The organism is Sphingobium cyanobacteriorum, assembly GCF_030580935.1.
Taxonomy (GTDB): domain Bacteria; phylum Pseudomonadota; class Alphaproteobacteria; order Sphingomonadales; family Sphingomonadaceae; genus Sphingobium; species Sphingobium cyanobacteriorum.
Map to the genome: position 1 here is coordinate 351,184 of NZ_JAUQOM010000002.1, position 23,436 is coordinate 374,619.

Here is a 23,436-nt window from a genome sequence, read left to right on the forward strand (position 1 = left end):
ACTTTCAGATTCGGGTCACTGGCAACCGCGCTTAATAGCGCGTCACGCCCTCGATATGATCGTCATAATTCTTGAGCGCGGCGATCACCGAAGGTTCGGCGGCATAGCGCCGCCGCAGCATCGCCAGCCGGGCGTCGGTGCCGGTGCACAATTCCGCCACGCTGTCCGCGATATAGGCGCGGCGTTCGGCGTCATAGGGTTCCTCGCCGCGGAAATGATCGCATCCGTCGCGATCGACCATGAAGGCGGTGACTTCCTGCGGGAAGGGCTGTGCCGACAGGCCATCGTCGGACGGCGGCAGGTCCAGCGCATTGCGCGGGGCGGGCTGGGCGCGCACGGTGACGACCGGCGACGGCGCGACCGGCGCGGCGACATTTTCGACCGGATCGGGCTGCGGCGCGGGTTCGGACGGGGCGATCGCGACCGGGGCAGGGGCCGCGCCATTGTCCGCCTGGGCGCTGTCGTCGGAGGACGAACGGCATCCGCCAGCCAAGGCCAGCATCAGCATCCCAGCAACCAGACCCGCACGCCCGCTCACCCGATTTCCTCCCGCAGGCTGGCGATGAGGTCGGCCACATGGGGCAGCCGCGACTCTTCCTCGTCAAGGATCGCCAGAAACGCGGCCCGCCTATAGTCGCGCAATGCGTCGGGCGAAAGGCGGCTTGCTGCGGGCATGGTGGAATTTACGATGTCCAGAAGCCGCTCGACCCCGTGCAGCCGCCCCCACAGATAGTCATTCTCGCGATAGGCCCTGCTAAAAAAGGCGCCGAAATTGTTGAATTCAATACCTTTCAAGGTCGCCGCTGCGCCGCCGCTACGGATTGCGCCACAATCTTCGGGCGAAATCCGGTCGACCTTGACCGGATCATATTCATCCAGACTGTCACCCTGAAGCAACGGTAGCGTGGCGATGTCGGTGAAGGGAAAGCCCAGATAAGCGAGCAGCATCGTCCGCCGCCCCGCCTTGGGCAGCGCGGCAAAGGCTTCGGCCAGCATCAGGTCGGCCTGCTCGTCGCGCGCCTTCAATCCGCGCGCCTGCGCCACCGCCGCCAGCGCCGCGCCCGCATCGGTCGGCACCGTCTTGGCCGCCGCGATCACGTCCGCCCCGTGAAAATCGCTGTCCTCGCATTCGGCATAGAGGGTCAGCGCGCCATAGATGGCGTCGTGCATCGCCAGCACCGCCGCATCGTCAGCTTCCGCCTCCAGTTCCAGCGTATCGGCCAGCCGCCGCGCCAGAAAGCGCAGCCGGCGGATGCGGAAGGACAGGTCATGCGCGCGGAAGAAGGCGACCGGGGCGCTTGCCGAACCCTTATCCTCGCTGAGCTGGTCAGCCCCTGTCTTGCGGATTTCGGCCCAGATCGCCTGGCGATAGGCTTCGCGCATCATCGCGCTATCCTCGCCGGACAGGCGGAACAGCAGTGCACAGAGCGATTCCACGATGCCCGACAGCTTCATATGGCCATAAGCGGGATAGGCGAAGCCTGCCGCGCTCGCCGCGCGCTGCTGCGCCTTGGACCGCCAGGCCGACAACCGCGCCGGGGTCGGCCGGTCCAGGAACAGCATCCGCCCGACCGCGTCCTCCACCTCCGCCTCTATGCCCGGCCGCAGCGCATCCAATATCCGCCGCATCCGCCGGATCTGCGCCGAATGGCGATCGATCGCCTCCAGATTGTCGCGGATCGGCTGTTCGCGCGGAATGTCCGACAATGCGCCGAAAATGGTGCGGAAGAAGCCGGGCAGGGGCGCGTCCTCCCCGGTCGGTGCGTCGACCTGCTCCCCTTCCTTGTTCAGGCGGATGGAACGATGCCCCGGCTTGGGATCGATATAGACGAAGCGCCGGTCGACCTCGCGCCGCGACGGCCGGTTGCGCAGCGCGCCGATCGCCTGGGCGAAGGGGGCGTTGGCCAGCACCGATCCGTCGATCAGCACCGCGTCCTGCGCCGTTCCGCGCGCGGCATGGCGGGGCAGGGCGCGCGCCAGGAAGGCGTCGCGCGTCGGCCAGGCGCGATGGCGGCGCTTGAGCACCCGGTCCAGCTCACGCACGGTGAAGGGCGGGAAGGCGCCGGGAAAACTGGCCGTGGCCCGCGCCGCGAACACCAGTTCGACCGCATCGGCAAAGGGCCGCTTCCCGCCTTCCTGCCCCCGGCCGCGCGCGCGAAAGCCGATCGACAGGCGATGTTCCGTCTCGATCACTTGCGGCGGGCTGTTGAGGTGGAGGCTCTGGGGATGCCCCTCGAAATCGGTGACGGTCACGAACAGATCGAGCGGATGCCCGTCGGGCAACAGCGGCAAACCTGTCTCCGCCGTCGCCATCGCGTCGAACGCATCGATCAGCATGGTCGAGAAAATCTCCCCGCCAAAGGGCGGCTCGAACCAGCGCGAGCGGATGAAGCGCGACAGTTTCATCCGCACCTCCTCGCGCGTGTCGGGGGCGACGGTGCGTTCCACCGCGTCCCCCGGTCGCCGCGCCGCCATCCACACCAGCGGCGTCGCCCAGAATTTGGTCATGGCCCGCGCCGGCCGCGCATCGGGATCGAGCAGCCGGTCGACATCGGCATTGTCCAGCCACAGGTCGGTCAGCGGCTCCAGCGACTGGCCCGTCTCGATCGCCTGCGCCAGGAATATGCCATTGATCCCCCCCGCGCTCGCCCCTGCGATAATGTCGGGTATGACGCGCAGCCTTACCCCGCTCTGCGCTTCGATCGCCGCCAGCATCTGGCGATAGACCGCTTCGCTGCCGGCGCTGGCGGGCGCATGATCGTGAAAGGCCCGGCTTGCCCGCGCCAGCCGCCACACCTCCTTGGTGATGCCATGCATGTAGATGGCCAGGCTGATCCCGCCATAGCAGACCAGCGCCAGCCGTAATTCCCTCTCCTTCATGAACCGAAGGTCGCAGAGGCAAGCGCCATTGTCGAGGCCGCTGATAGAAGGGGCGGGGGCCTATCCAAGCGCAAATTCCGCCCAGATCGGCAGATGGTCGGACGCCTTGCGCGCTGCGGCGCTTTCGTGCACCCCGCAATCCTTCAACGTCAGCCTGCTACAATGCATGATCCGGTCGAGCCGCGCCACCGGCCGCCGCGCATGGAAGCTGCGTCCGCACGGCGCAAAACTGTAATGCCGCGCAAAATCGGCGAGGCAGCCGCGCCCCGCGCTCCATTCGTTGAGGTCGCCCATCAGCACGGTGGGCATCGCCGCCCCCTGTGCCGCGGCATGGATCACCGCCGCCGCCTGCCGCCGCCGCCACAGGCCCGACAGGTCCAGATGCATCCCGAACACCCGCACCGTCGCGCCGTTCAGCCGCACTTCCGCCATGGTCGCGCCGCGTGGTTCCAGGCAGGGCAGGTGCAGCACGTCATGGCCCGCCACCTCGGCCGCCTTGCGCACCAGGATCGCATTGCCATGCCAGCCCATCGAATCCGTCTGCACATTCAGCGGCACCGGCCGATATCCGCTCTGCTGCTCCATCAGCAGCGGCGGGATCGCGGCCGACCGCACGCCAAAGCGCCGGTCCGCCTCCTGCAACGCGACGATGTCCGCATCCACCTCCGCCAGCACCTCCAGCACCCGTTCGGGCATCCGTCGCCGGTCGGTGCCGATGGCCTTGCGGATATTGTAGCTCGCGACGCGGATCGTTTTCATATCGTTTCAATGCGCCAGTGCGGTGGATGTTTCCAGACGATGTTGCGATGTTCTTGCAATGTTCGCGCCGTCCCGGCATATCGGGACCATGGCCAAGGCAAAACGCAAATTCGTCTGTCAGCAATGCGGCACCGTCTCCAGCCGGTGGCAGGGCCAGTGCGAGGATTGCGGCGAATGGAACAGCATCGTCGAGGAAGCGGGCGAGACGGTCTTTTCCGCCCGGCATGACCTGCAAAATGGCGGACGTGCCATCACGCTCGTCAGCCTTGACAGCGCCGTCGAACTGCCCCCGCGCACCAGCACCGGCATTGCGGAGTTCGACCGGGCGCTGGGCGGCGGCATCGTCACCGGGTCCGCGACGCTGATCGGCGGCGATCCGGGCATCGGCAAATCGACCCTGCTGCTCCAGGCGGCGGCGCGCATCGCCTCGCGCGGATTGTCGGTCGCCTATATCAGCGGGGAGGAAGCCGCCGATCAGGTCCGCCTGCGCGCCCAGCGCCTTGGCCTTGGCAATGCCCCGGTCATGCTCGCCAGCGCCACATCGGTGCGCGACATATTGACGACGCTGGGGGAAGGGCCGCCGCCCGCCCTGCTCATCATCGATTCCATCCAGACCATGCACAGCGACCTGATCGAAGGCGCGCCGGGCACCGTCAGCCAGGTCCGCGCCTCGTCCCAGGAACTCATCAAATTCGCCAAGCAGCGCGGCACCGCGCTGATCCTGGTCGGGCATGTGACCAAGGATGGCAGCATCGCCGGTCCGCGCGTGCTCGAACATATGGTCGACACCGTGCTGGCGTTCGAAGGGGAACGCAGCCACCAGTATCGCATCCTGCGCGCGGTCAAGAACCGCTTCGGCGGCACGGACGAGATCGGCGTATTCGCCATGGTGGCCGAAGGGCTGGAGGAGGTCGCCAACCCGTCCGCCCTGTTCCTCACCAACCGGGACGAGACGGTGACGGGCGCGACCGTGTTCCCCGCGCTGGAAGGCACCCGGCCGGTGCTGGTGGAAATCCAGGCGCTGGTCGTGCGCCTGTCCAGCGGCGCGACGCCCAGACGTGCGGTGGTCGGCTGGGACAGCGGACGGCTGGCGATGATATTGGCGGTGCTGGAGGCGCGCTGCGGCCTCAGTTTCTCGACCTGCGAAGTCTATCTTAACGTCGCGGGTGGCTATCGCCTGTCGGACCCGGCGGCCGACCTCGCCGTCGCCGCCGCGCTCATCTCCGCCATGTCAGAACGCCCGGTGCCTGCTGACATCGTGCTGTTCGGCGAAATCGCCCTGTCGAGCGAAATTCGCCCCGTCGCCCATTCGCCGCTACGCCTGCGCGAAGCCGCCAAGCTGGGCTTTACCCGCGCCTTCATCCCGGCCTCGGCCGCCGACGGGGTCAAGGGAATCGCGGTCAGCGGTTTCCGCACCCTTGCAGGGCTGGTTGACCAGATGCTGGGACGCGGATAGCCACAGGCGCAATGAACGCCATCGACATTCTCGTCCTGCTCGCCATCGGCGGATGCGCCCTGTTGGGCCTCATGCGCGGCTTCGTGCTGGAAACCCTCTCGCTCATCGCCTGGGTGCTGGCGATCTTCGCCATCCGCCTGTTCCACGCCTCCGCCGCCGAACTGCTCAGCGCCTTCGTCGGCAGCCCCAGCGGCGCGGCGGTGCTGGCGCTGGTCCTCGTTTTCGGCGTCACCTTCGGCGTCGGCAAGCTGATCGCCCACGCCATCGGCCGCCGCACGCGCCAGTCGGTGCTGGGGCCGGTCGACCGGGTGCTGGGCGCGGGCTTCGGCGCGGTGAAGGGCCTCATCGGCGCGACCCTGATCTTCCTCGCCTTCAGCCTGGTCTATGACACATTCTACGGCAGCGGCGCCCGCCGCCCCGACTGGCTGAGCGACGCGCGCACCTATCCCCTGCTCAACGCCAGCGGCCAGGCGATCAGCGAATTTCTGGCCGAACAGCGCGCGAAGAAGCCGGCGGCGGCGGATCGTTAGACTGGGTGGGTCTGGTGTCGACCATTTGTTGCCGCTTTGCGAGACAGGAGCTTTCGCCTAAAGCGGACGCAAGACAGCAATCTTGTCGTCGCTGAAGCAGAGGAAGAACAAGATGACCCAAAGCGTCCAGATTGCGACGGCGCGCTTCACAAAATGGTGCCGATTGGGCGGAACCCCTCTGACTAGGATGGGGCGTCTTGTAGAAGAGCAGTTGCTCCCACCCTACCTTGCCCTTGGCTTTCAAAGAGTTTCTGTGCACCTGCGCGATCCCAAAGACGTTGTTAGCGCAAGGCAAATTTGCTTGGAGCGTTTTTACGGCGACGAGATCGACACAGTTATCTTCAATTTCGACAAATACCGGCGTCCGACTTTCCAAGTTCACCTTAGTCGTCGAGAAATTGTATCACCGCACGCTTGGGTGCGGGCTGCCAATCTAGTCCGAAAGCCCTCACAATATCTTCACTTCTGGGGGAAGCCATGGTGGTTGCCGACGCGTTATTGGACGGAGCAAATGTCCGCAAACACCATAGAGTGCGTGCTTGAAATGACAGCAAGAGCCTTGGCTTTTCTGGAACGGAGCGAACGATGCCGTAACATCAGCAAGTCTGTAAATGCCTAAACTGCTGGCCGCTTTATGCTGACTTCTAGCCGATGGCAGACTGTCCGCAACCCACCCTTCTTCGTCATTCCCGCGAAAGCGGGAACCCATCTCCTGAGCTTGCGTCCAGCACCACGCTGGGGAGATGGATCCCCGCCTGCGCGGGGATGGCGACGTGAAAGAAGCGAGTCCGCTACCCACCCAAATCCGCCGTTTGACAGCGTCCCGTTCTCGTACAGCTCGGCGCTAAAGCCACCCTTTCTCCCGATAAGCCGTCGCCGTTTCGCGCAGCCCCTCCTCGGTTCCCACCTGCGGCATCCACAGCCGTTTGGGCGGCTGCTTGCGCTTGGCCACCACCCAGTCGGGATGGCAGAAATAATCGACCCGGTCGGGGGTGAGCTTTGCCTGCTTGCCGCGCACCAGCCGGTCTGCCCGCGCGGCCACGTTGAGCAGCCATTGCGGCGTCGCGAGCGTCCTGACCGACCGGCCCACCGCCCGCCCGATCGCCGCGCCGAAATCCTTGTGCTCCCACCCGCCCGGCGTGCCGTCATCCACCTCATAGCTGCGGGTCAGGCTGTTTTCCTTTTCCTGCGCCAACGCCAGCAGCAGCCGGGCGAGGTCGCCGACATGGATCACCGACAGCCGCCCGCCCGGCGGCAGCATCATGATGCCGCGCCTGGCCATGCGGAACAGTTCCAGCATTTCCCTGTCGCCCGGCCCGTAAATCGCCGGCGGTCGCACGATGGTCCAGTCCAGTCCGCTGGCCTTGACATATTTTTCGGCCAGTTCCTTGGACCAGCCATAGTCGGACAGGCCAGGTTCGCGCGCCGCCAGCGACGACACATGCACCAGCCGCCTGATACCCCGCCGTCGCATCGCGTCGATCACGGCCATGGTGCCGCGCGCATTGCCCACTTCGAACCCATCGCGGTCGGGCGCGTTCACCACCCCGGCGATATGGATCACCGCATCGGCGTCCCGCACCAGCGTATCGAGCGCGGCGGCATCCTCCAGCGATCCCGGCACCCATTTCAGCTTCGCGCGCGGCGGCTGCGCCCGGCGGGTCAGCGCATTGACGCGCAACTCCCCGTTCAGGCCGTCAGCCAGCGCCTGCTCCAACGCTTCGGCGCCGACGAAGCCCGTCGCGCCGGTCATCGCAATACGGAACGGGGTCATGATCAGACCATCGCCATATGGTCGCGATGGACCAGCACCGACCGGGGCATTTCGCCCAGCAGCGCGGCGATATCCTCGCTGCGCTTGCCCGCGATCTTCACCGCCGCCGCGCTGTCATATTCGATCAGGCCGCGCGCGATCACACGGCCGTCCTGGGTCACGATATCCACCACGTCGCCGCGATCGAACAGGCCCTCCACGCTCGCCACCCCTGCAGGCAGCAGGCTGTTGCCCTTGCCCAGCGCCTTTTCCGCGCCCGCATCCACGATCAGCCGGCCGCGCGTCGTCAGCCGGCCAGCCAGCCAGCCCTTGCGCGCGCCCTTGCCTTGGGCGGCAATGAAAATCGACCCCTTGCCGCCATTGGCCCAGTGCGACAGCGGCGCGTCGACCTTGCCCGAAATAATGGCCAGATGCGCGCCCGCGCCAGTGGCGATCCGCGCGGCCTGGATCTTCGATACCATGCCGCCCGATCCCATGCCCGACGCCGATCCGTCATCGGCCATCGCCATGATCCGCGCGTCGATCCTGTCTATCGTCTCTATGAGCATGGCGTTCGCATCGGCGTGCGGATTGGCGGTGTAAAGCCCGTCCACATCGGAAAGCAGCGCAACCGCGTCAGCCCGTGCCGCCTGTCCGATACGCGCCGCCAGCCGGTCATTGTCGCCGAAGCGGATTTCCGCCGTCGCCACGCTGTCATTCTCGTTGACCACCGGCACCACGTCCAGCGCCATCAGCCGCTCCAGCGTGGCCGACGCATTCAGGTAACGCCGCCGGTTTTCCAGATCGTCCAGCGTCACCAGCATCTGCGCGGCGGTGATGCCCTTTTCCGCGAGCAGGCTGGCCCAGCATTGCGACAGCGCGATCTGCCCGGTCGCCGCCGCCGCCTGCGCATCCTCCAGGCTGCCGCGCCCGCCCTTGGGCAGTTTCAGCCGCCGCGCGCCCAGCGCGATCGCGCCCGACGACACGATGATGACCTGCTGCCCCGCGCCTTTGCGCGCCGCGACATCGGTCACCAGCGTGCGCAGCCAGTCGACGCGCACCTCGCCCGCCGGATCGACGAGCAAAGCGGACCCGATCTTGATGACCAGGCGGCGGACAAGGGCGGGGGGGAAGCCGGAAAGGGGGTTCATGGCGATCTAAGACAACATCCGTTCGGTTCGAGCTTGTCGAGAATCCTCGCGCCCGGTTCTCGACAAGCGCGAACCGGACGGAGGTGGAAACGGGCGCCTAGATCGGCGACCAGCGCGCCTCGCCCTCGTCATTCTCCTCGCCCTCTGCATCCCGCGCCTCGGCGTCCAGCATCGGCAGCACCGCGTCCATCAGCGCGCCCACGCCTTCGCCGGTCGCGCCGGAAATGATGAACACATCTTCCACACCCGCTTCCTCGCGCAATTGCCCGGCGATGTCCTCCATCAGTTCCGGCCCCAGCAGGTCGCCCTTGTTGAGCGCCACGATCTGCGGTTTTTCGTCCAGCCCCTCGCCATAGGCGGCCAGTTCCTCGGTCACGATATGGAACGCCTCGACCGGGTCGTCGACGGTTGCGTCGATCAGGTGCAGCAGCACGCGGCACCGCTCGATATGACCCAGGAAGCGGTCGCCGATGCCCACGCCCTCGGCCGCGCCCGCGATCAGGCCGGGAATATCCGCCAGCACGAATTCGCGATCGCGATGCAGCACCACGCCCAGTTGCGGCTTGGTGGTCGTAAAGGCATAGGCGCCGACCTTCGCCTTGGTGTTCGTGACCTGGTTGATCAGGGTCGACTTGCCCGCATTGGGCATCCCCACCAGGCCCACATCGGCCAGCAGTTTCAGCCGCAGCCACACCCACATTTCCTGGCCCGGCCAGCCCGTGCCATGCTGGCGCGGGGCGCGGTTGGTGCTGGTCTTGTAGGACATGTTGCCCCGGCCGCCATCGCCGCCACGCAGGAAGGTGATGCGTTGCCCCACTTCGGTAAAGTCGGCCAGCACCTCCTGATCCTCATAATCGGGGATGCCGTCCTCGTCCTCGCTGCCCTCGATCGGCTTGGGGTCGGACAGGATCTGCGTGCCCACCGGCACCTTGATGACCAGATCCTTGCCGCCCGCGCCATAGCGGTTCTTGCCCATGCCGGGCGTGCCGCGCTGCGCCTTGAAATGCTGGGTGTAGCGGAAGTCGATCAGGGTGTTCAAACCCTGCACCGCTTCGAAGATGATGTCGCCGCCCTTGCCGCCATTGCCGCCGTCCGGGCCGCCATATTCCTCATATTTTTCGCGACGGAAACTGACCGCGCCGGGACCACCCCAGCCGGATTTGATGTAGATTTTGGCTTGATCGAGAAAATGCATGGCGCGCCCATAAAGCATTCTGGAGGCGGCTGGAACAGCCGCCGGGTCGCAGAATGCGGAAAACAAGAAACATGTGGGACGATGCCGGGATCGTCCATTCTGCCAGCGCCATAGCGCCATCTGCCGGAAAATTAAACCTTGGCCTGCGCTGCTATCGCGGCGGCTTCCTGCATCAGCGCGAAAGTCAGGTTGTGCGTCGCGATTTCGCGCGCCTTTTCGCGCGGCAGGGCCAGGGCGGCGGCCATCGCCCCGCCCAGTTGCGAATCGCCCAGCGCCACCAGCACCAGCATCAGCGTATTGTCGCGGATCAGGTCCGCGACATTGGGGGTCAGCGCGCTCGCCGCCAGCTTGTCGACCAGCCGGTGGATCGCGTCCACCACCGGGTCCAGCGCATCCTCATTGCCCGACGCCAGCATCCAGCTTGCCAGCGCGCCCGCACCCTCCCGGTCGAAGGCGTCGAATGTCATGTCGACGATGGTGCGCGGGCTGACCTCGCCGCGCCGCGCCGCGTCCACCGCCTCGCCGATCTTGGCGGTGATGGTGTCGGCCAGATGCGCGGCCAGCGCCTTCTGCAATCCCGCCGCCGATCCAAAATGGTGCAGCAGATTGGCGTGGGTCCGCCCGACCCGCCCGGCCACGGCTTTCAGCGTCACCGCCTGCGGCCCCGCCTCGATCAGCAGGTCGCGCGCCGCCTCCACGGCGACGAGGCGGCTTTCATCCGGGCTGAGGCGCGCGCGTTTTATTGACATGATTGTAAGCAACTCTTATTTACATAAATGTAAGTAACGAAGGGAGACATCATGACCCCGACCGACCTCACCATCACGCCGCGCGACCGCCGTTTCGGGCGGGATCGCAGCATTGCGCGACATTGGCTGAACGGCGACCCGATCGCTACGGCTTTCTTCAACGCGCTGTCGATCACCTTCCCGCGCGGCGAAGCCTATTTCATCGACAGCGTCCGCGCCTTCCGCGACGGCGTGCCGGACAGGCTGGGACGCGAAATCGCCGCCTTCATCAAACAGGAAGTCGTCCACAGCCGCGAACATCTGGCCTTCAACCGGCAGGTCACGGATCATGGCTATGACGTGTCGCGCCTCGACGCGGACGTCACCACCATGCTGGACCTCGCCAGACAGCGCCCGCCGATCGCCAGCCTGGCCGCGACCATGGCGCTGGAACATTTCACCGCCATCCTCGCCCATGAACTGCTCAGTGATCCGCGCCATCTCGACGGCGCCGACCCGGACAGCGCGGCGCTCTGGCGCTGGCACGCGATCGAGGAGATCGAGCATAAGGGCGTCGCCCATGACACATGGGTCCATGCCACGCGCGACTGGAGCCGGTTCAGGCGCTGGTGGGTGAAAAGCATGCTGATGCTGGTGGTGACGAAACATTTCCTCCACCATCGCGCGCGCGGCATGATGGACCTGCTGCGGCAGGACGGCATCAGCGGGCGTCGCGCCTGGGGCGGGTTGCTCCATCATGCGCTGGTGCGCCCCGGCATATTGCGCCGGGTGGCGCGGCCCTGGCTCGGCTATTTCCTGCCCGGCTTTCATCCGTGGCAGGTGGATGACCGCGCGCTCATCGCGCTGGCCGACACGCCCTATGCCGCTGCGCGCAGCCCTGGTCTGCAATCCGCGCTCGCTTGACCCCGGTGCGGCGGCGCTATTCTATGGCGCCATGGCCGATGCACCGACCCTTGAAACCATCCGCCTGATCCTCCGCCCGCATCGGGTGGAGGATTATGCTGCCTGTCGCACGCTCTGGGCCGACGCGCAGGTGGTGCGCCATATCGGCGGCGTGCCGCAGGATGCGCAGGCGGTCTGGTTCCGCCTGCTCCGCTATGCCGGCATGTGGGCGCTGCTGGGCTATGGCATGTGGGTGATCGAGGAACGTGACAGCGGCGTGCTGCTGGGCGAAGCCGGTCTGCTCAGCGCCGAACGCGGCATCGCGTATCTGGAGGGCGTGCCCGAAGCGGGCTGGGTGCTCGGCCGCGATGCCTGGGGCAGGGGCATCGCCACGGAAGCGATGCAGGCGATCCTGCAATGGGCCGACGCCCATCTCGACGCCCCAGCCATCCGTTGCATCATTGATCCCGGCAATCTCGCGTCGATCAAGGTGGCGGGGAAGCTGGGCTTCCACCCGCTGGCCGATGCCGATCATGGGGGCCAGCCAATCCGGCTGTTCAACCGGCCAAGGCATCCGCCCCTGTAAGGGCGGCGGATGCCATGCCTTCAGGCCGCCACCGGCAGTGCGTCGCCATACAGGTCCATCGCCGGATCGTCATTCAGGCGCGCGGCTTCGCCCTCCTCGAACAGCAGGCAATCGACCATGGCGCCACGCGCCAGGCTGTAACGCGGCTCGATCCGTCCGGTGAAGCGAAAGCCCAGCTTGCGCAGGACGTTGCCGGATGCCCGATTGTCGACAAAATGGCAGGCGCGCATGTCGCGGACGCCATTGGCCCGCGCCATCGCCATCACCGCGCGCGCGGCTTCGGTTGCAAAACCCAGTCCCCAATAGGGGCGGGCGATCCAGTAACCCAGTTCAGGGGTGCCCGTCTCGCTCAGATGAATGCCGCATCCCCCGACCAGGCGCGGCGCGCCCTGGGTGCGGGTGAAGGCCAGCAGGCGCGGCTGGCGCGGATGCTGCGGCATCGCCAGATAGGCGTGCGCATCGTCCAGGCCATAGGGGCTGGGGACGCGCGCCAGATTGCGGATGACCGCCGGGTCGCCAATGGCGTGGACCAGGGCCTGGGCGTCTTCCATCCAGCCGGGACGCAGCAGCAGGCGGGGGGTGCGGGCGAACATTCTCGTCTCCTCTTCTGCGCGCCGTTAGCCGCCTTTCATGACGGCTTCGCGACGCTTTCATTCTGGCTGTTTCCCCGCCCGCACGACGCGCGAGAAGGCGTTGAGTTCCAGAGACTTGAGGGATTTTGCGAGGGATATTCGCCCAACGGAAAAGGGGCGCCCCTCACATGGAAGGAGCGCCCCGTTTTCCCTCGGACACCGGCGTCAGGCCATTGGCCTGAACAGCGGGAGGGTCGCTCCTGTCGGAGGACGACCCGGCATCGATCGTCCGTTATTCTGCGGCCTGGGCCAATGCATCCACCGACACATATTTGCGGCCGAGCTTGCCGGTGTGGAATACCACCTTGCCTTCGCCAAGCGCGAAGAGCGTGTGATCCTTGCCCATGCCGACATTGCGGCCCGGATAGACGCGGGTGCCGCGCTGGCGAATGATGATGTTGCCGCCGATCACGTCCTGACCGCCGAACTTCTTCACGCCAAGGCGCTTCGATTCCGAATCGCGACCGTTACGCGACGAACCGCCAGCTTTCTTATGTGCCATGACCTAAACTCCTCGAAAACGTTACGCTGTGGCTCAGGCGCCGATCGACACGATCCGCAGGATCGTGTGATTCTGGCGATGGCCATTCTTGCGGCGATAATTGTGGCGGCGACGCTTCTTGAAGACGATGACCTTCTCGCCCTTCGCCTGCGCGATGATTTCGGCCGCGACGGTCAGCTTGGCCGCGTCCTTCAGCTCGCCGCCTTCACCGGCCAGCAGGACATCGCCCAGCGTGACCTTGTCGCCGGCTTCGCCAGCCAGCTTTTCAACGACGATCTTGTCTCCGGCGGCGACGCGATACTGCTTGCCGCCTGTGCGCACGATAGCGAACATGGCTTGTCTCTTCTCGTTCAAATCTGCTTTACGCAGCTCACCAAAGACATGAAGTCCTGCCGACCCGCGCGGGAATGTGGCCCGTTAGTGGAATGACTCGCGACTGTCAACCGATCCGGCCCGGTTTCCGCACTGGTTTTCACCCCCGGCTTTCCCTATCTTGGGGCGCAAGCAAGGGATATGGCGAACAGATGCAGTATAGCGGCATGGAAAAGCGGAAGGGAAGGGGCATCATCCCCCGCACCGCGATTCTGGCCGCGCTGTGGACCCTGATCGCCGTCACCCTGCTGTCGGCGCTGGCCCCGCTCGGCCCGCCGCTCAGCCGCGTGACCGGCTCCGCCTTCAACCCCGCGACCAGCGATGTGGTGCTCAAGGCCCGCACGCCGGCCACCACGCAGATGGTCCAGCCTGCCCGCCCCGATGGCGACGGTTTGCCGCTTTTGCCGCTGCATGGCCTGTGCGCGGCGCTGCTGGCCATGGTCTGGCGCATCCTGACCGCTATCTTTGCCCCCGCCAGGCCGCAGGGCCGGACATCCTTTGCCCTCGTCCGCGCCGGTCACGCCCGCGCGCCGCCCGCTGCCTCCTGACGAATCGCAAACCCGCCCGTCCTGGACGGGCCGTTCGTTGGACGCAGGAGCCTGCCATGCCTCGCAAAAATCCGCGCCGCGGCCGTCGCCGCCGCCCGCCCCGGTGGTTCATGCCCACCGTCATGGCGGGCCTCGGCGTCGCCGCCTTCGCGCTGTCGGCGACGATGATCAGCCTCGTCGAATGACCGTCCTGCCGCGCCGTCGGCCCGTCCCGAATGGCGTGGTTCGCACGGACCGCATCTGCTACTTTCCCGCCGGGCGCTGTCTCCCCCGCCCGGCGGCCGGATCGAAAGGCAAACATGCCCCATCATACCCCCCTGATCGGCACCATCGTCGCCGGTCTCGTCGTCGCCTTCATCATGGGCGCGATCGCCCATCGGCTCAAACTCTCGCCGCTGGTCGGCTATCTGGTCGCGGGCATCATGGTCGGCCCCTTCACCCCCGGCTTCGTCGCCGACGCCGACCTTGCCAATGAACTCGCCGAAATCGGCGTCATTTTGCTGATGTTCGGCGTCGGCCTGCATTTTTCGCTCAAGGATCTTCTGTCGGTCAAGAATATCGCGGTGCCCGGCGCGCTGGTGCAGATCGCGGTCGCGACGCTGTTGGGCATGGGCCTTTCCCACCTGATGGGATGGCCGCTGATGGGCGGCATCGTTTTCGGCCTCGCCCTCTCGGTCGCGAGCACGGTCGTCCTGCTGCGCGCGCTCCAGGGCGCCGATCTGGTCGAAACCCGGCGCGGCCGAATCGCGATCGGCTGGCTGATCGTGGAGGATCTGGTGATGGTCCTCGCCCTTGTCCTGCTCCCCGCGCTTGCCAGCGTCATGAACAGTGCCGACGGGGCAGGGGCCGCCGCGCTCATCGGCCCGCTGCTCGGCACCCTGCTCAAGGTAGTCGGCTTTGTCGCGGTGATGCTGATCGTCGGTCGCCGCGTCATTCCCTGGGCGCTGCACTGGGTAGTCCATACCGGATCGCGCGAGCTGTTCCGCCTCGCTGTCCTCGCCATCGCGCTCGGCGTCGCCTTCGGCGCGGCGGCGGCCTTCGACGTGTCCTTCGCGCTGGGTGCTTTCTTCGCCGGCATGATCCTGGGCGAAACCCCTTTGAGCCGCCGCGCGACGGAGGAAACGCTGCCGCTGCGCGACGCTTTCGCCGTGCTCTTCTTCGTGTCGGTGGGGATGCTGTTCAACCCGTCGATCGTGGTGGAGCAGCCCTTGCCGCTGCTGGCCACCATCCTCATCATCGTCGTGGGCAAATCGATCGCCGCCTGGGGCATCGTCCGCGTCTTTGGCCATGCCAATGTCACCGCGCTCACCATCGCCGCCAGCCTGGCCCAGATCGGCGAATTTTCCTTCATCCTTGCATCCCTGGGCACCGGGCTTGGCGTCCTGCCGGCCGAAGGGCGCGACCTGATCCTCGCCGGGGCGATGGCGTCGATCTTCCTCAACCCCATCCTCTTCACCCTCATCGTGCGCGACCACCGGCCGGACGAGAGCGGCGAGCCGGTCCGCGCGCCCAGCGGCCCGCGCATGGGGCATGTCATCCTGGTCGGCTATGGCCGCGTCGGCAAGATGATCGCCACCCGCCTGGCCGAGCGCAAGCTGCATGTCATCATTATCGAGGATGACCCGGAACGGGTGGAGGAGGCCGAGGAGGCCGGCCTGTCGATCGTCAGGGGCAATGCGCTGGAGGACAAGCATCTGCTCGCCGCCGGCATCGGCGATGCGCGCCACCTGCTGATCGCCGTGCCCGAAGGGTTCGAAGGCGGCGCGATCCATGACCATGCCCGGCGGCTCAACCCAAACATCCAGGTTGTCGCCCGCGCTCATAGCGATGCGGAGGTCGCGCATCTGGAGGGGCTGGGCGTCCCCCATATCGTCATGGGTGAACGCGAACTGGCGAACCGGATGCTGACGCTCTGCGGCGCGGGCTAGGCCAGACTGTCCAGAAAGCGTGCCGCCTGATCCCGGATGGCGGCGCGATCGGCCTCCGCCATCCTGGTCCATGTCCGATAGGGCATGGCCAGGCGCGGATTGCGCGTCAGCCGGTCCTCGTTGCGCGCCAGGAAATCCCAATAGAGCGCATTGAACGGGCAGGCGTCCACGCCCACCCGCTGCTTCACGTCATAGCGGCACGATCCGCAATAATCGGACATCCGGTTGATATAGGCGCCCCCGGCCGCATAGGGTTTCGACCCCAGCAACCCGCCATCGGCGAACTGGCTCATCCCCAGCGTGTTGGGCAATTCCACCCATTCATAGGCGTCGGCATAGACTTCCAGATACCAGACATGCACCTGATGCGGGTCGATCCCGGCCAGCAGCGCGAAATTGCCGGTGATCATCAGCCGCTGGATATGATGGGCATAGGCATGGTCGATCGTCTGGCCGATCGCCTGCGCCATGCAATGCATCTCCGTGTCGCCGGTCCAGTAGAAATCCGGCAGGTCGCGCGTCGCGCCCAGCGCATTGCGCCGCGCATAGTCCGGCCCTTCATGCCAGTAGATGCCGCGTATATATTCGCGCCAGCCGATGATCTGGCGGATGAAGCCCTCGGCGGCGTTCAGCGGGGCCTTGCCCGCACGATAGCGCGCCTCCACCGCCCGGCACAGGTCCAGCGGATCGATCAGCCCCACATTGATATAGGGCGACAGGATCGAATGCCACAGGAACGGCTCGTCGGTCAGCATCGCGTCCTGATAGTCGCCAAAGCGCGGCAGCGCCTCGTCCAGGAAGCGCTGCTGCTGGCGCAGGGCATCCTCCCGCGTCACGGCGAAGGCGAAATGGTCCAGGCTGCCGATATGGCCGGCAAAGCGCTCCGCCACCATCGCCAGCACCGCCTGGGTCTCTGCGTCCGGGGTAAAGCGCAATGGCTGCGGCATCAACAGGTCGCGCCTGGGCGGCGGTTTGCGATTGTCCGCATCATAATTCCATTCGCCACCTTCGGGCGTGCCATCCGGCGTCATCAGCAGGCCGCTCATGCGGCGCATGTCGCGATAGAAATATTCCATCCGCAACGGCTTGCGCGCCGCCGCCCATGTGTCGAACTGCGCATGGGAACAGAGGAAACGATCATCCTCATGGATGGTGACGGGTATCGCGAACCGCGCTTCCCACGCCTCCAGCATCGCCCGCACGCGCCACTCGCCCGCTTCGGTGACATGGATGGCGCGGGGCCGATGCCGGCTGATCGCGCGCGCCACCGCGCCGGTGAAGCTGCCGTCATTGTCGGGATCGTCCAGCCGCACATAATCGACCGTCCAGCCGAGCGCCCGCAGCCGGTCGGCATGATGGCGCATGGCCGACAGGATGAAGGCGATCTTGGCCTTGTGATGGCGGACATAGGTGGTTTCGTCCGCCACCTCCATCATCAGCACGATGCTGTCCGCCTTGTCGGCATCGCGCAGCGCGGCTATGTCCGGCGTCAACTGGTCGCCCAGGACGGGAATGAGGAGAGGGCCATGGCGCATCCCTGTCGGAATGCGTCACGGCCCTCTTTTATCCTACATGCCCGAAAGGGATGTCAGCGCGGCTTGCGCGGTCCGCCGGGCGCGCCGCGCTTGGGGCCGCCCTTGAACGGGCGCGCTGCATGGGCGGGCGGGCGCGGGCCACGATTGGGCCGCGCATCGTTGGACGGGCGCAACTGGCGGCGATTTTCCCGCGCTTCCTCGCGCGGGGCGCCGTCGACCGGCTGGAAAGACACGTCCGCGCCCTCGTCATTGGCTTCGGCGGTACGCTTGATCGATGTGATGAAACGGCTCGCGATCGCCTTGGGGATTTCGAACATCGTTTCATCGGCGGTGATGCGGATCGCGCCGATATCCTGGCGCGACACATGGCCACGGCGGCAGATCAGCGGCAATATCCAGCGCGGATCGGCATTTTGCCGCCGGCCGATGTCCATGCGGAACCATTGCGTGTCCTCAAAGCCCGGACGCGGCCCGTCGCGACGCGCGGGGGCCTCGCTGCCGTCCAGCAATTCCTCCGGCGCGGGCAGGGCGGCGCGGGCGCTGCGCACCAGCATCGCCGCGATTTCCTTGGCGGACTTCTCGGCCAGCAACTCGGCGCCCAGCGTCCAGTCGGCCTCGTCCAGTTCCGCCTTCTCCATCAGCGTCGCGCGCAGGCGCAGATTATCCTGCTCCAGAATCGCTTCCTTGCTGGGCGGGGTGCCCCATTCGACCGGGATCTTCGCGCCGCGCAGCATGGATTCGACGCGGCGACGGCGCGGATAGGGCACGATCAGCACGGCCGTCCCCTTCTTGCCCGCGCGGCCGGTGCGGCCCGACCGATGCTGCATCGTTTCGGCGTCGCGCGGCAGTTCGACATGCACGACCAGGCTCAGCGAAGGCAGGTCGATGCCGCGCGCGGCCACGTCGGTCGCGACGCACACCCGCGCCCGCTTGTCGCGCAGCGCCTGCAACGCATGGTTGCGCTCATTCTGGCTATGCTCGCCCGACAGTGCCACGGCGGCAAAGCCGCGCTCGGTCAGGCTGCTGTGCAGGTGGCGGACATTGTCGCGCGTGGCGCAGAATAGCATCGCCGTCTCCGCCTCATGATAGCGCAGCAGGTTGACCACCGCATTTTCGATGTCGGACGGCGCGACGGTCAGCGCCTGATAGCTGATGTCGCCATGGCCGCGTTCCTCGGTGACGGTCGAGATGCGCAGCGCATCGCGCTGGTAGCGCTTGGCCAGCGCCACGATCGGCTTGGGCATGGTGGCGGAGAAAAGGAGCGTGCGGCGGCCTTCGGGCGCGCTGTCGAGAATGCCCTCCAGATCCTCGCGAAAGCCCATGTCCAGCATTTCGTCGGCTTCATCCAGCACGACCGACCTGATCGCCGACAGGTCGAGCGCCCCGCGTTCCAGATGGTCGCGCAGGCGGCCCGGCGTGCCGACCACGATATGCGCGCCATGGGCCAGGCTGCGGCGCTCCTTGGCGGCGTCCATCCCGCCCACGCAGGTCGCGATGCGCGCGCGCGCCGCGCCATAGAGCCATTCCAGCTCGCGGCTCACCTGCAACGCCAGTTCGCGCGTCGGCGCGATCACCAGCGCCAGCGGCAGGCCGGCGACGGGGAGCTTCTCGCCGTCGCCCAGCAATTCGCCCGCCATGGCCAGGCCGAATGCGACGGTCTTGCCCGATCCGGTCTTGGCCGACACGATCATGTCGCGGCCAATGGCTTCGGGCTCGATGACGGACGCCTGCACTTCGGTCAGGCTTTCATAGCCCTTGGCGGTCAGCGCCTGGGCAAGGATGGAAGGAAGTGTTTCAAATGCCATATCTTGTTGTCTCGTCGGTTAAGCGACCCGCCATTCCCGACGGATACGAAAAGACCGCTCATGCTTCCGCGCGGGAAGCCCAAGGGTCGGTCGTGCCCTTGGTTCCAAAATCCTCCCCTGGCAGGGGAGGGGGACCACCGCCGACGGCGGTGGTGGAGGGGTGTCCCCCTATCGAGAGATGAACACCCCTCCGTCAGGGCTACGCCCTGCCACCTCCCCTGCAAGAGGGAGGATGATGCAAAAACAGGAAAGCCTCCTTCCCCATTTCGCGAGGAAGGAGGCTTGCCCGATCGTCTATAGCGCAAAAATCAGACCGAAGCGACTTCCGCCACATCGACCTTCACGCCCGGACCCATCGAGGAGGACAGGGCGATCTTGCGAACATATTTGCCCTTCGAACCCGACGGCTTGGCCTTGACGATCGCGTCGACGAAGGCGTCGAAATTCTTGCGCAGATCCTCGGCCGAAAAGCTCGACTTGCCCAGGCCCGCATGGATGATGCCCGCCTTTTCGACGCGGAATTCGATCTGGCCACCCTTGGCGGCCTTCACGGCTTCGGCGACGTTCGGCGTCACGGTGCCCAGCTTGGGGTTCGGCATCAGGCCCTTGGGACCAAGCACCTTGCCCAGGCGACCCACCAGACCCATCATGTCCGGCGTCGCGATCACGCGCTGGAAGTCGATGTTGCCGGCCTGGATCGATTCCAGCAGGTCCTCGGCGCCCACGATGTCGGCGCCGGCGTCGAGCGCCTGCTGCGCCTTGTCGTTGCGGGCGAACACGGCGACGCGCACGTCCTTGCCGGTGCCGGCGGGCAGGGTGACGACGCCACGGACCATCTGGTCGGCATGACGGGGATCGACGCCCAGGTTGATCGCGATTTCGACGCTTTCGTCGAACTTGGCGGTCGCATGGGTCTTGATCAGGCCCAGCGCTTCGTCAACGCCGTGCAGCTTGTCCTTGTTGATCGCGGCGGCCAGAGCCTTCGCCTTCTTGGTCTGCTTTGCCATGGTCTTAGCCCTCCACCACGTCGAGGCCCATCGCGCGGGCGGAGCCTTCGATGATCTTCGTCGCTGCGTCGATGTCGTTCGCGTTCAGGTCAACCATCTTGGCCTGGGCGATTTCGGCGAGCTGCGCGCGGGTGATCTTGCCGGCGACGATCTTGCCCGGTTCCTTGGAACCCGACTTCAGGTTGATCGCCTTCTTGATCAGGAATGTGGCCGGCGGCTGCTTCGTGGTGAAGGTGAAGCTGCGGTCCGCATAGACGGTGATGATCGTGGGCAGCGGGGTGCCCTTGTCGACATTCGCCGTCTGGGCGTTGAACGCCTTGCAGAATTCCATGATGTTCACGCCGCGCTGACCCAGGGCAGGGCCGATCGGCGGGGCAGGCTTGGCGTCTCCAGCGGGCACCTGGAGTTTGATATAGCCCGTAATCTTCTTGGCCATTGTCACTCACTCTGTTGCTGGGCCTTTCCTTGAAGGATCGGCCCGGTTCAAGTTTAGCGGTCAGACGAAGGCCAAAGCCTCCTCCCGCGTTCATCCCTTGTCGTCATGCCAGCGAAGGCTGGCATCTCAGGCCGCAAGGGGACGGCTTGAGGCACGCGATCCCGGCCTTCGCCGGGACGGCGTAATCACTTCGACAGTTCGACCTGCTCGAAATCCAGTTCGACCGGGGTGGCGCGGCCGAAGATCGACACCGACACCTTGACCCGGTTCTTTTCGAAATCCAGTTCCTCGACCACGCCGTTGAAGCTGGCGAACGGACCGTCCAGCACCTTGACGCTGTCGCCGATCTCGTAATCGACGCTGACCTTGTGCTTGGGCGCGGCCTCGGCTTCCTTCTGGGCGCCGAAATAGCGCGCCGCGTCGGCCTCGCTGATCGCCTGCGGCTTGCCGCTCGAACCCAGGAAGCCCGTCACCTTGGGCGTGTTCTTCACCAGGTGATAGATATCGTCGTTCATCGCCAGCTTGGCCAGGACATAGCCGGGCATGAACTTGCGCTCGACCTGCACCTTCTTGCCGCGCTTCACCTCTGTCACCGTCTCGGTGGGGACTTCCACCTGCTCGACCAGTTGGGAGAGGCCCATGCGCTCGGCTTCGGACAGGATCGATTCCTTGACCTTGTTCTCGAAGCCCGAATAGGCGTGGATGATGTACCAGCGCGCCATGTTACCCTTTCAAAATCTTAATCAGGCCTGGCCTGCCGCGACGCTCAGCAACCACTGAACGATCGCGCCGAAGAAGGTGTCGATGCCGAAGAAGAAGAGACCCAGCAGCGTCGTCATGATGACGACCATCACGCCTGTCATCATTGTCTCGCGGCCGGTCGGCCACACGATCTTCTTCGCTTCGGTCTGCACCTGATTGACGAATTCGCCGGGGGAAACCTTCGCCATCGTTTGCCTTCTTGCGTTTCGAACCAACACCAATTCGCGCAGCAACAGTTCGCCCTCCCGATCCCGCCCTGTTTGGCGTCCGGGGGTGCGACCGCTTGCTCCGCGATCTTGTTTCGCCTGCGCACTTAGCCGCGAACCCCTGCATTTACAAGGGTTCGCGGCCAGTTCGCTTGGCAGGAGTGGAGGGACTCGAACCCACGGCATTCGGTTTTGGAGACCGACGCTCTACCAACTGAGCTACACTCCTGCACTGGCCGGGGCCAGCGAAGGAGGGCGCTTTAGCGTGGGCGGCCGGGCAGGGCAAGCGCGATTATGCGGCTTTTTGCATCGGCCCGGCGACGTGCGTGTCCACGCTGGTCTGCCGCTCGGCCTCCGCGTTGATCTGCGCGCCCAGCAACACGACATAGGCGGATGCGAACAGCCATAGCTGCAACACCACCACCGCGCCCAGCGACCCGTACGTCTCGTTATACTTGCCGAAGGTGGACACATAATAGGACACGCCCAGCGTCACCAGCAGCCAGAACAGGGTCGCCGTCACCGATCCCACCGTCAGCCATTGCCATTGCGCCTGCCGCCGGTTCGGCCCGAACCGATAGATCAGGCCGAAGATGACGCTGGCCAGCAGCCCCGCGCACACCCATGTCACCGCCTTGACCGCGAACAGCGCGCCTGGGCCCCAGTCCGTCAGCCATTTCTGGACAAGGCCGATGATCGTCGCGGTGAACACGCCCGCCACCACCACCAGCACGGCGGAAAAGGTGATGCCCATGGACGTGCGGTAAAAGCGCAAGATGTTGCGCCCTTCCTTCTGGCCATAGACGATGTTCAACGCCTCCATGATCGCCGACGCCGCGCGCGTCGCGCCATAGACCGCCAGCGCCAGCGCGCCGAACAGCCCCAGGCCGACCGCCGGCTTGGCCGCGCTCACCACCCCCAGCAACTGGTCGTTGATCAGGCGTGCCGCATCGGCGGGGACCACGGTGATGATCGCCTGCATATGCCGCGCCACCAGTTGCGGATCGCCGAACAGGCCATATGTCAGCGCGACCGCGCCGAACAGCGGCGCGATCGACAGAAAGGCGTAATAGGCCACCCCCGCCGCCAGCAGGCCGACATGATTGTCGCCGATCGCGGCATAGACGCGCTTCAATATCTCCCACCAGGCGCGCGGCGGGATTTTCCACGGCGCATCGACATGCACCTGCTGCGCGATTCTTTCCGCCATGGCGGTCCCCCTGCTGTTCCAGCAAGGCAAGCGCATGAAGGGGGAGGGCGGTTCCATCCTGGCCACGCGCCGCCGCGCGCGTCGCCTATCCGCCGTGATAGGGTTCGCAGGCGATGCCGTCGCCATCGCCATCCATGTGCGCGCCATAGCCGGGCTGGCCGCGATAGAGCGGGGCCGCACCCGCCGCCCACGCATCGCGGCAATTGCGATAGGCTCCGGTGGCGCTACCGGCGCCCGCAGCAGGGGCTTGCACCCTGCGGGGCGCAGGTGCGGCAGGTGCGGCAGGCGCGGACAGGGCGCCACCGCCGGGCTGCTGCCGGTCCAGTTCATCGGCCGACATCGGCTGATCCAGGCGGATGGTGTTGCGGGTGGGCCGCCATGGCGCGCTGGTGGCCCTCTGGTGCTCGACCGGCACGGTCGCGACCGCTGGCCTGCTGGTCAAGTGACGCAATCCAGCGCCACCCATGCCGCCCATGGCAACCACTGCCAGCGCCGTCCCGATCCCGAAATGCCGTCCCGTCATGCGGCCGGGCATAACCGCCCATGGTAAAG

The 23,436-nt window shown here is 66.0% G+C and carries 26 protein-coding genes and 1 tRNA gene; 8 read left to right on the forward strand and 19 right to left on the reverse strand.

The genetic code is table 11. The features are described 5' to 3' along the window. Positions 1-31: 31 nt before the first annotated feature. From Q4610_RS06580 to Q4610_RS06590, 3 genes are read right to left on the reverse strand one after another with little or no spacing between them, the layout of a single operon-like run. Entirely contained in the window at positions 32-538 is a 507-nt protein-coding gene (locus tag Q4610_RS06580) for a hypothetical protein (protein ID WP_425262533.1), read from the reverse strand. Then, positions 535-2,880: a patatin-like protein gene (locus Q4610_RS06585; RefSeq protein ID WP_304535195.1), complete on the reverse strand. Its 2,346-nt coding sequence runs from the start codon at positions 2,878-2,880 to the stop codon at positions 535-537. The genes Q4610_RS06580 and Q4610_RS06585 overlap by 4 nt, the downstream gene beginning before the upstream one ends. A gap of 60 nt (positions 2,881-2,940) precedes the next feature. After that, positions 2,941-3,639: an endonuclease/exonuclease/phosphatase family protein gene (locus tag Q4610_RS06590; RefSeq protein ID WP_304535196.1), complete on the reverse strand. Its 699-nt coding sequence runs from the start codon at positions 3,637-3,639 to the stop codon at positions 2,941-2,943. An 88-nt stretch (positions 3,640-3,727) separates the two neighbouring features. Here Q4610_RS06590 and radA point away from each other — a divergent pair, with 88 nt between their 5' ends. The 3 genes from radA to Q4610_RS06605 all read left to right on the forward strand — a co-directional run bounded on the left by radA (position 3,728) and on the right by Q4610_RS06605 (position 6,244). Then, complete coding sequence (gene radA, locus Q4610_RS06595; RefSeq protein WP_304535197.1) at positions 3,728-5,095, forward strand: DNA repair protein RadA; 1,368 nt, start codon at positions 3,728-3,730, stop codon at positions 5,093-5,095. An 11-nt stretch (positions 5,096-5,106) separates the two neighbouring features. Further along, complete coding sequence (locus Q4610_RS06600) at positions 5,107-5,625, forward strand: CvpA family protein (protein ID WP_304535198.1); 519 nt, start codon at positions 5,107-5,109, stop codon at positions 5,623-5,625. A gap of 112 nt (positions 5,626-5,737) precedes the next feature. Continuing rightward, entirely contained in the window at positions 5,738-6,244 is a 507-nt protein-coding gene (locus Q4610_RS06605; protein ID WP_304535199.1) for a hypothetical protein, read from the forward strand. A 225-nt stretch (positions 6,245-6,469) separates the two neighbouring features. Here the strand turns inward: Q4610_RS06605 and Q4610_RS06610 are convergent, their stop codons facing one another. From Q4610_RS06610 to Q4610_RS06625, 4 genes are all read right to left on the reverse strand, one after another. After that, the gene (locus Q4610_RS06610) at positions 6,470-7,378 is read right to left on the reverse strand and encodes an NAD-dependent epimerase/dehydratase family protein (RefSeq protein WP_304535562.1); all 909 of its coding nucleotides are present in this window, start codon (positions 7,376-7,378) and stop codon (positions 6,470-6,472) included. A gap of 23 nt (positions 7,379-7,401) precedes the next feature. Then, positions 7,402-8,529 carry a glutamate 5-kinase gene (gene proB / locus Q4610_RS06615; protein ID WP_304535200.1) on the reverse strand — a complete coding sequence of 376 codons (1,128 nt, stop codon included), beginning with the start codon at positions 8,527-8,529 and terminating at the stop codon, positions 7,402-7,404. A gap of 97 nt (positions 8,530-8,626) precedes the next feature. After that, entirely contained in the window at positions 8,627-9,724 is a 1,098-nt protein-coding gene (gene obgE / locus Q4610_RS06620; RefSeq protein ID WP_304535201.1) for a GTPase ObgE, read from the reverse strand. A gap of 131 nt (positions 9,725-9,855) precedes the next feature. Continuing rightward, positions 9,856-10,473 carry a TetR/AcrR family transcriptional regulator gene (locus tag Q4610_RS06625; RefSeq protein ID WP_304535202.1) on the reverse strand — a complete coding sequence of 206 codons (618 nt, stop codon included), beginning with the start codon at positions 10,471-10,473 and terminating at the stop codon, positions 9,856-9,858. A 51-nt stretch (positions 10,474-10,524) separates the two neighbouring features. Between Q4610_RS06625 and Q4610_RS06630 the strand changes: the two genes are divergently transcribed. Together Q4610_RS06630 and Q4610_RS06635 are read left to right on the forward strand one after the other, a co-directional pair. After that, positions 10,525-11,376 (forward strand): metal-dependent hydrolase, encoded by an 852-nt coding sequence (locus Q4610_RS06630; RefSeq protein ID WP_304535203.1) that lies wholly within the window; start codon positions 10,525-10,527, stop codon positions 11,374-11,376. Positions 11,377-11,407: 31 nt separating this feature from the next. Continuing rightward, positions 11,408-11,941 carry a GNAT family N-acetyltransferase gene (locus Q4610_RS06635; RefSeq protein ID WP_304535204.1) on the forward strand — a complete coding sequence of 178 codons (534 nt, stop codon included), beginning with the start codon at positions 11,408-11,410 and terminating at the stop codon, positions 11,939-11,941. 20 nt (positions 11,942-11,961) lie between these two features. On the opposite strand, the gene Q4610_RS06640 is transcribed toward Q4610_RS06635, so the two are convergent. The 3 genes from Q4610_RS06640 to rplU all read right to left on the reverse strand — a co-directional run bounded on the left by Q4610_RS06640 (position 11,962) and on the right by rplU (position 13,408). Further along, positions 11,962-12,534 (reverse strand): GNAT family N-acetyltransferase, encoded by a 573-nt coding sequence (locus Q4610_RS06640; protein ID WP_304535205.1) that lies wholly within the window; start codon positions 12,532-12,534, stop codon positions 11,962-11,964. Positions 12,535-12,805: 271 nt separating this feature from the next. Next, positions 12,806-13,075, reverse strand: a complete 270-nt coding sequence (gene rpmA / locus Q4610_RS06645) for a 50S ribosomal protein L27 (protein ID WP_304535206.1) — start codon at positions 13,073-13,075, stop codon at positions 12,806-12,808. Between the two features lie 33 nt (positions 13,076-13,108). Then, the gene (gene rplU, locus Q4610_RS06650; protein ID WP_304535207.1) at positions 13,109-13,408 is read right to left on the reverse strand and encodes a 50S ribosomal protein L21; all 300 of its coding nucleotides are present in this window, start codon (positions 13,406-13,408) and stop codon (positions 13,109-13,111) included. Positions 13,409-13,614: 206 nt separating this feature from the next. Here rplU and Q4610_RS06655 point away from each other — a divergent pair, with 206 nt between their 5' ends. From Q4610_RS06655 to ybaL, 3 genes are all read left to right on the forward strand, one after another. Next, complete coding sequence (locus tag Q4610_RS06655) at positions 13,615-13,995, forward strand: hypothetical protein (RefSeq protein ID WP_304535208.1); 381 nt, start codon at positions 13,615-13,617, stop codon at positions 13,993-13,995. A 56-nt stretch (positions 13,996-14,051) separates the two neighbouring features. Next, the gene (locus tag Q4610_RS06660; RefSeq protein WP_304535209.1) at positions 14,052-14,180 is read left to right on the forward strand and encodes a hypothetical protein; all 129 of its coding nucleotides are present in this window, start codon (positions 14,052-14,054) and stop codon (positions 14,178-14,180) included. A 114-nt stretch (positions 14,181-14,294) separates the two neighbouring features. Further along, positions 14,295-15,923 (forward strand): YbaL family putative K(+) efflux transporter, encoded by a 1,629-nt coding sequence (gene ybaL, locus Q4610_RS06665; RefSeq protein WP_304535210.1) that lies wholly within the window; start codon positions 14,295-14,297, stop codon positions 15,921-15,923. Here ybaL and Q4610_RS06670 read toward each other — a convergent pair. The 9 genes from Q4610_RS06670 to Q4610_RS06710 all read right to left on the reverse strand — a co-directional run bounded on the left by Q4610_RS06670 (position 15,920) and on the right by Q4610_RS06710 (position 23,326). Further along, positions 15,920-17,458 carry a cryptochrome/photolyase family protein gene (locus tag Q4610_RS06670; protein ID WP_304535211.1) on the reverse strand — a complete coding sequence of 513 codons (1,539 nt, stop codon included), beginning with the start codon at positions 17,456-17,458 and terminating at the stop codon, positions 15,920-15,922. The genes ybaL and Q4610_RS06670 overlap by 4 nt on opposite strands. Positions 17,459-17,511: 53 nt before the next feature. Continuing rightward, complete coding sequence (locus Q4610_RS06675) at positions 17,512-19,263, reverse strand: DEAD/DEAH box helicase (protein ID WP_304535212.1); 1,752 nt, start codon at positions 19,261-19,263, stop codon at positions 17,512-17,514. A 308-nt stretch (positions 19,264-19,571) separates the two neighbouring features. After that, positions 19,572-20,270, reverse strand: coding sequence for a 50S ribosomal protein L1 (gene rplA, locus Q4610_RS06680; protein WP_304535213.1), 699 nt, complete (start codon positions 20,268-20,270; stop codon positions 19,572-19,574). Positions 20,271-20,274: 4 nt separating this feature from the next. After that, on the reverse strand, positions 20,275-20,706 hold the full coding sequence (gene rplK / locus Q4610_RS06685) for a 50S ribosomal protein L11 (protein ID WP_304535214.1): 432 nt from the start codon (positions 20,704-20,706) through the stop codon (positions 20,275-20,277). 185 nt (positions 20,707-20,891) lie between these two features. Then, on the reverse strand, positions 20,892-21,428 hold the full coding sequence (gene nusG / locus Q4610_RS06690; RefSeq protein ID WP_304535215.1) for a transcription termination/antitermination protein NusG: 537 nt from the start codon (positions 21,426-21,428) through the stop codon (positions 20,892-20,894). A 21-nt stretch (positions 21,429-21,449) separates the two neighbouring features. Beyond that, a complete protein-coding gene (gene secE / locus Q4610_RS06695; protein WP_304535216.1) occupies positions 21,450-21,656 on the reverse strand; it encodes a preprotein translocase subunit SecE in 207 nt (68 codons plus the stop codon). Positions 21,657-21,827: 171 nt separating this feature from the next. After that, a tRNA-Trp gene (locus Q4610_RS06700) sits at positions 21,828-21,903 on the reverse strand. A 63-nt stretch (positions 21,904-21,966) separates the two neighbouring features. Further along, complete coding sequence (locus tag Q4610_RS06705; RefSeq protein ID WP_304535217.1) at positions 21,967-22,884, reverse strand: YihY/virulence factor BrkB family protein; 918 nt, start codon at positions 22,882-22,884, stop codon at positions 21,967-21,969. Positions 22,885-22,969: 85 nt separating this feature from the next. Then, entirely contained in the window at positions 22,970-23,326 is a 357-nt protein-coding gene (locus Q4610_RS06710) for an excalibur calcium-binding domain-containing protein (protein WP_304535218.1), read from the reverse strand. Positions 23,327-23,436 lie beyond the last annotated feature (110 nt).

Coding starts and splice junctions, on each gene's coding strand:
- Q4610_RS06605 (WP_304535199.1), top strand. CDS start 5,738: ATGACCCAAAGCGTCCAGATTGCGACGGCGCGCTTCACAAAATGGTGC.
- proB (WP_304535200.1), bottom strand. CDS start 8,529: ATGAACCCCCTTTCCGGCTTCCCCCCCGCCCTTGTCCGCCGCCTGGTC.
- rplU (WP_304535207.1), bottom strand. CDS start 13,408: ATGTTCGCTATCGTGCGCACAGGCGGCAAGCAGTATCGCGTCGCCGCC.
- Q4610_RS06585 (WP_304535195.1), bottom strand. CDS start 2,880: ATGAAGGAGAGGGAATTACGGCTGGCGCTGGTCTGCTATGGCGGGATC.
- Q4610_RS06630 (WP_304535203.1), top strand. CDS start 10,525: ATGACCCCGACCGACCTCACCATCACGCCGCGCGACCGCCGTTTCGGG.
- radA (WP_304535197.1), top strand. CDS start 3,728: ATGGCCAAGGCAAAACGCAAATTCGTCTGTCAGCAATGCGGCACCGTC.
- ybaL (WP_304535210.1), top strand. CDS start 14,295: ATGCCCCATCATACCCCCCTGATCGGCACCATCGTCGCCGGTCTCGTC.
- Q4610_RS06675 (WP_304535212.1), bottom strand. CDS start 19,263: ATGGCATTTGAAACACTTCCTTCCATCCTTGCCCAGGCGCTGACCGCC.
- Q4610_RS06640 (WP_304535205.1), bottom strand. CDS start 12,534: ATGTTCGCCCGCACCCCCCGCCTGCTGCTGCGTCCCGGCTGGATGGAA.
- Q4610_RS06670 (WP_304535211.1), bottom strand. CDS start 17,458: ATGCGCCATGGCCCTCTCCTCATTCCCGTCCTGGGCGACCAGTTGACG.
- secE (WP_304535216.1), bottom strand. CDS start 21,656: ATGGCGAAGGTTTCCCCCGGCGAATTCGTCAATCAGGTGCAGACCGAA.
- Q4610_RS06610 (WP_304535562.1), bottom strand. CDS start 7,378: ATGACCGGCGCGACGGGCTTCGTCGGCGCCGAAGCGTTGGAGCAGGCG.
- rpmA (WP_304535206.1), bottom strand. CDS start 13,075: ATGGCACATAAGAAAGCTGGCGGTTCGTCGCGTAACGGTCGCGATTCG.
- rplK (WP_304535214.1), bottom strand. CDS start 20,706: ATGGCCAAGAAGATTACGGGCTATATCAAACTCCAGGTGCCCGCTGGA.
- Q4610_RS06635 (WP_304535204.1), top strand. CDS start 11,408: ATGGCCGATGCACCGACCCTTGAAACCATCCGCCTGATCCTCCGCCCG.
- Q4610_RS06655 (WP_304535208.1), top strand. CDS start 13,615: ATGGAAAAGCGGAAGGGAAGGGGCATCATCCCCCGCACCGCGATTCTG.
- Q4610_RS06660 (WP_304535209.1), top strand. CDS start 14,052: ATGCCTCGCAAAAATCCGCGCCGCGGCCGTCGCCGCCGCCCGCCCCGG.
- Q4610_RS06600 (WP_304535198.1), top strand. CDS start 5,107: ATGAACGCCATCGACATTCTCGTCCTGCTCGCCATCGGCGGATGCGCC.
- Q4610_RS06705 (WP_304535217.1), bottom strand. CDS start 22,884: ATGGCGGAAAGAATCGCGCAGCAGGTGCATGTCGATGCGCCGTGGAAA.
- Q4610_RS06590 (WP_304535196.1), bottom strand. CDS start 3,639: ATGAAAACGATCCGCGTCGCGAGCTACAATATCCGCAAGGCCATCGGC.
- Q4610_RS06625 (WP_304535202.1), bottom strand. CDS start 10,473: ATGTCAATAAAACGCGCGCGCCTCAGCCCGGATGAAAGCCGCCTCGTC.
- nusG (WP_304535215.1), bottom strand. CDS start 21,428: ATGGCGCGCTGGTACATCATCCACGCCTATTCGGGCTTCGAGAACAAG.
- rplA (WP_304535213.1), bottom strand. CDS start 20,270: ATGGCAAAGCAGACCAAGAAGGCGAAGGCTCTGGCCGCCGCGATCAAC.
- obgE (WP_304535201.1), bottom strand. CDS start 9,724: ATGCATTTTCTCGATCAAGCCAAAATCTACATCAAATCCGGCTGGGGT.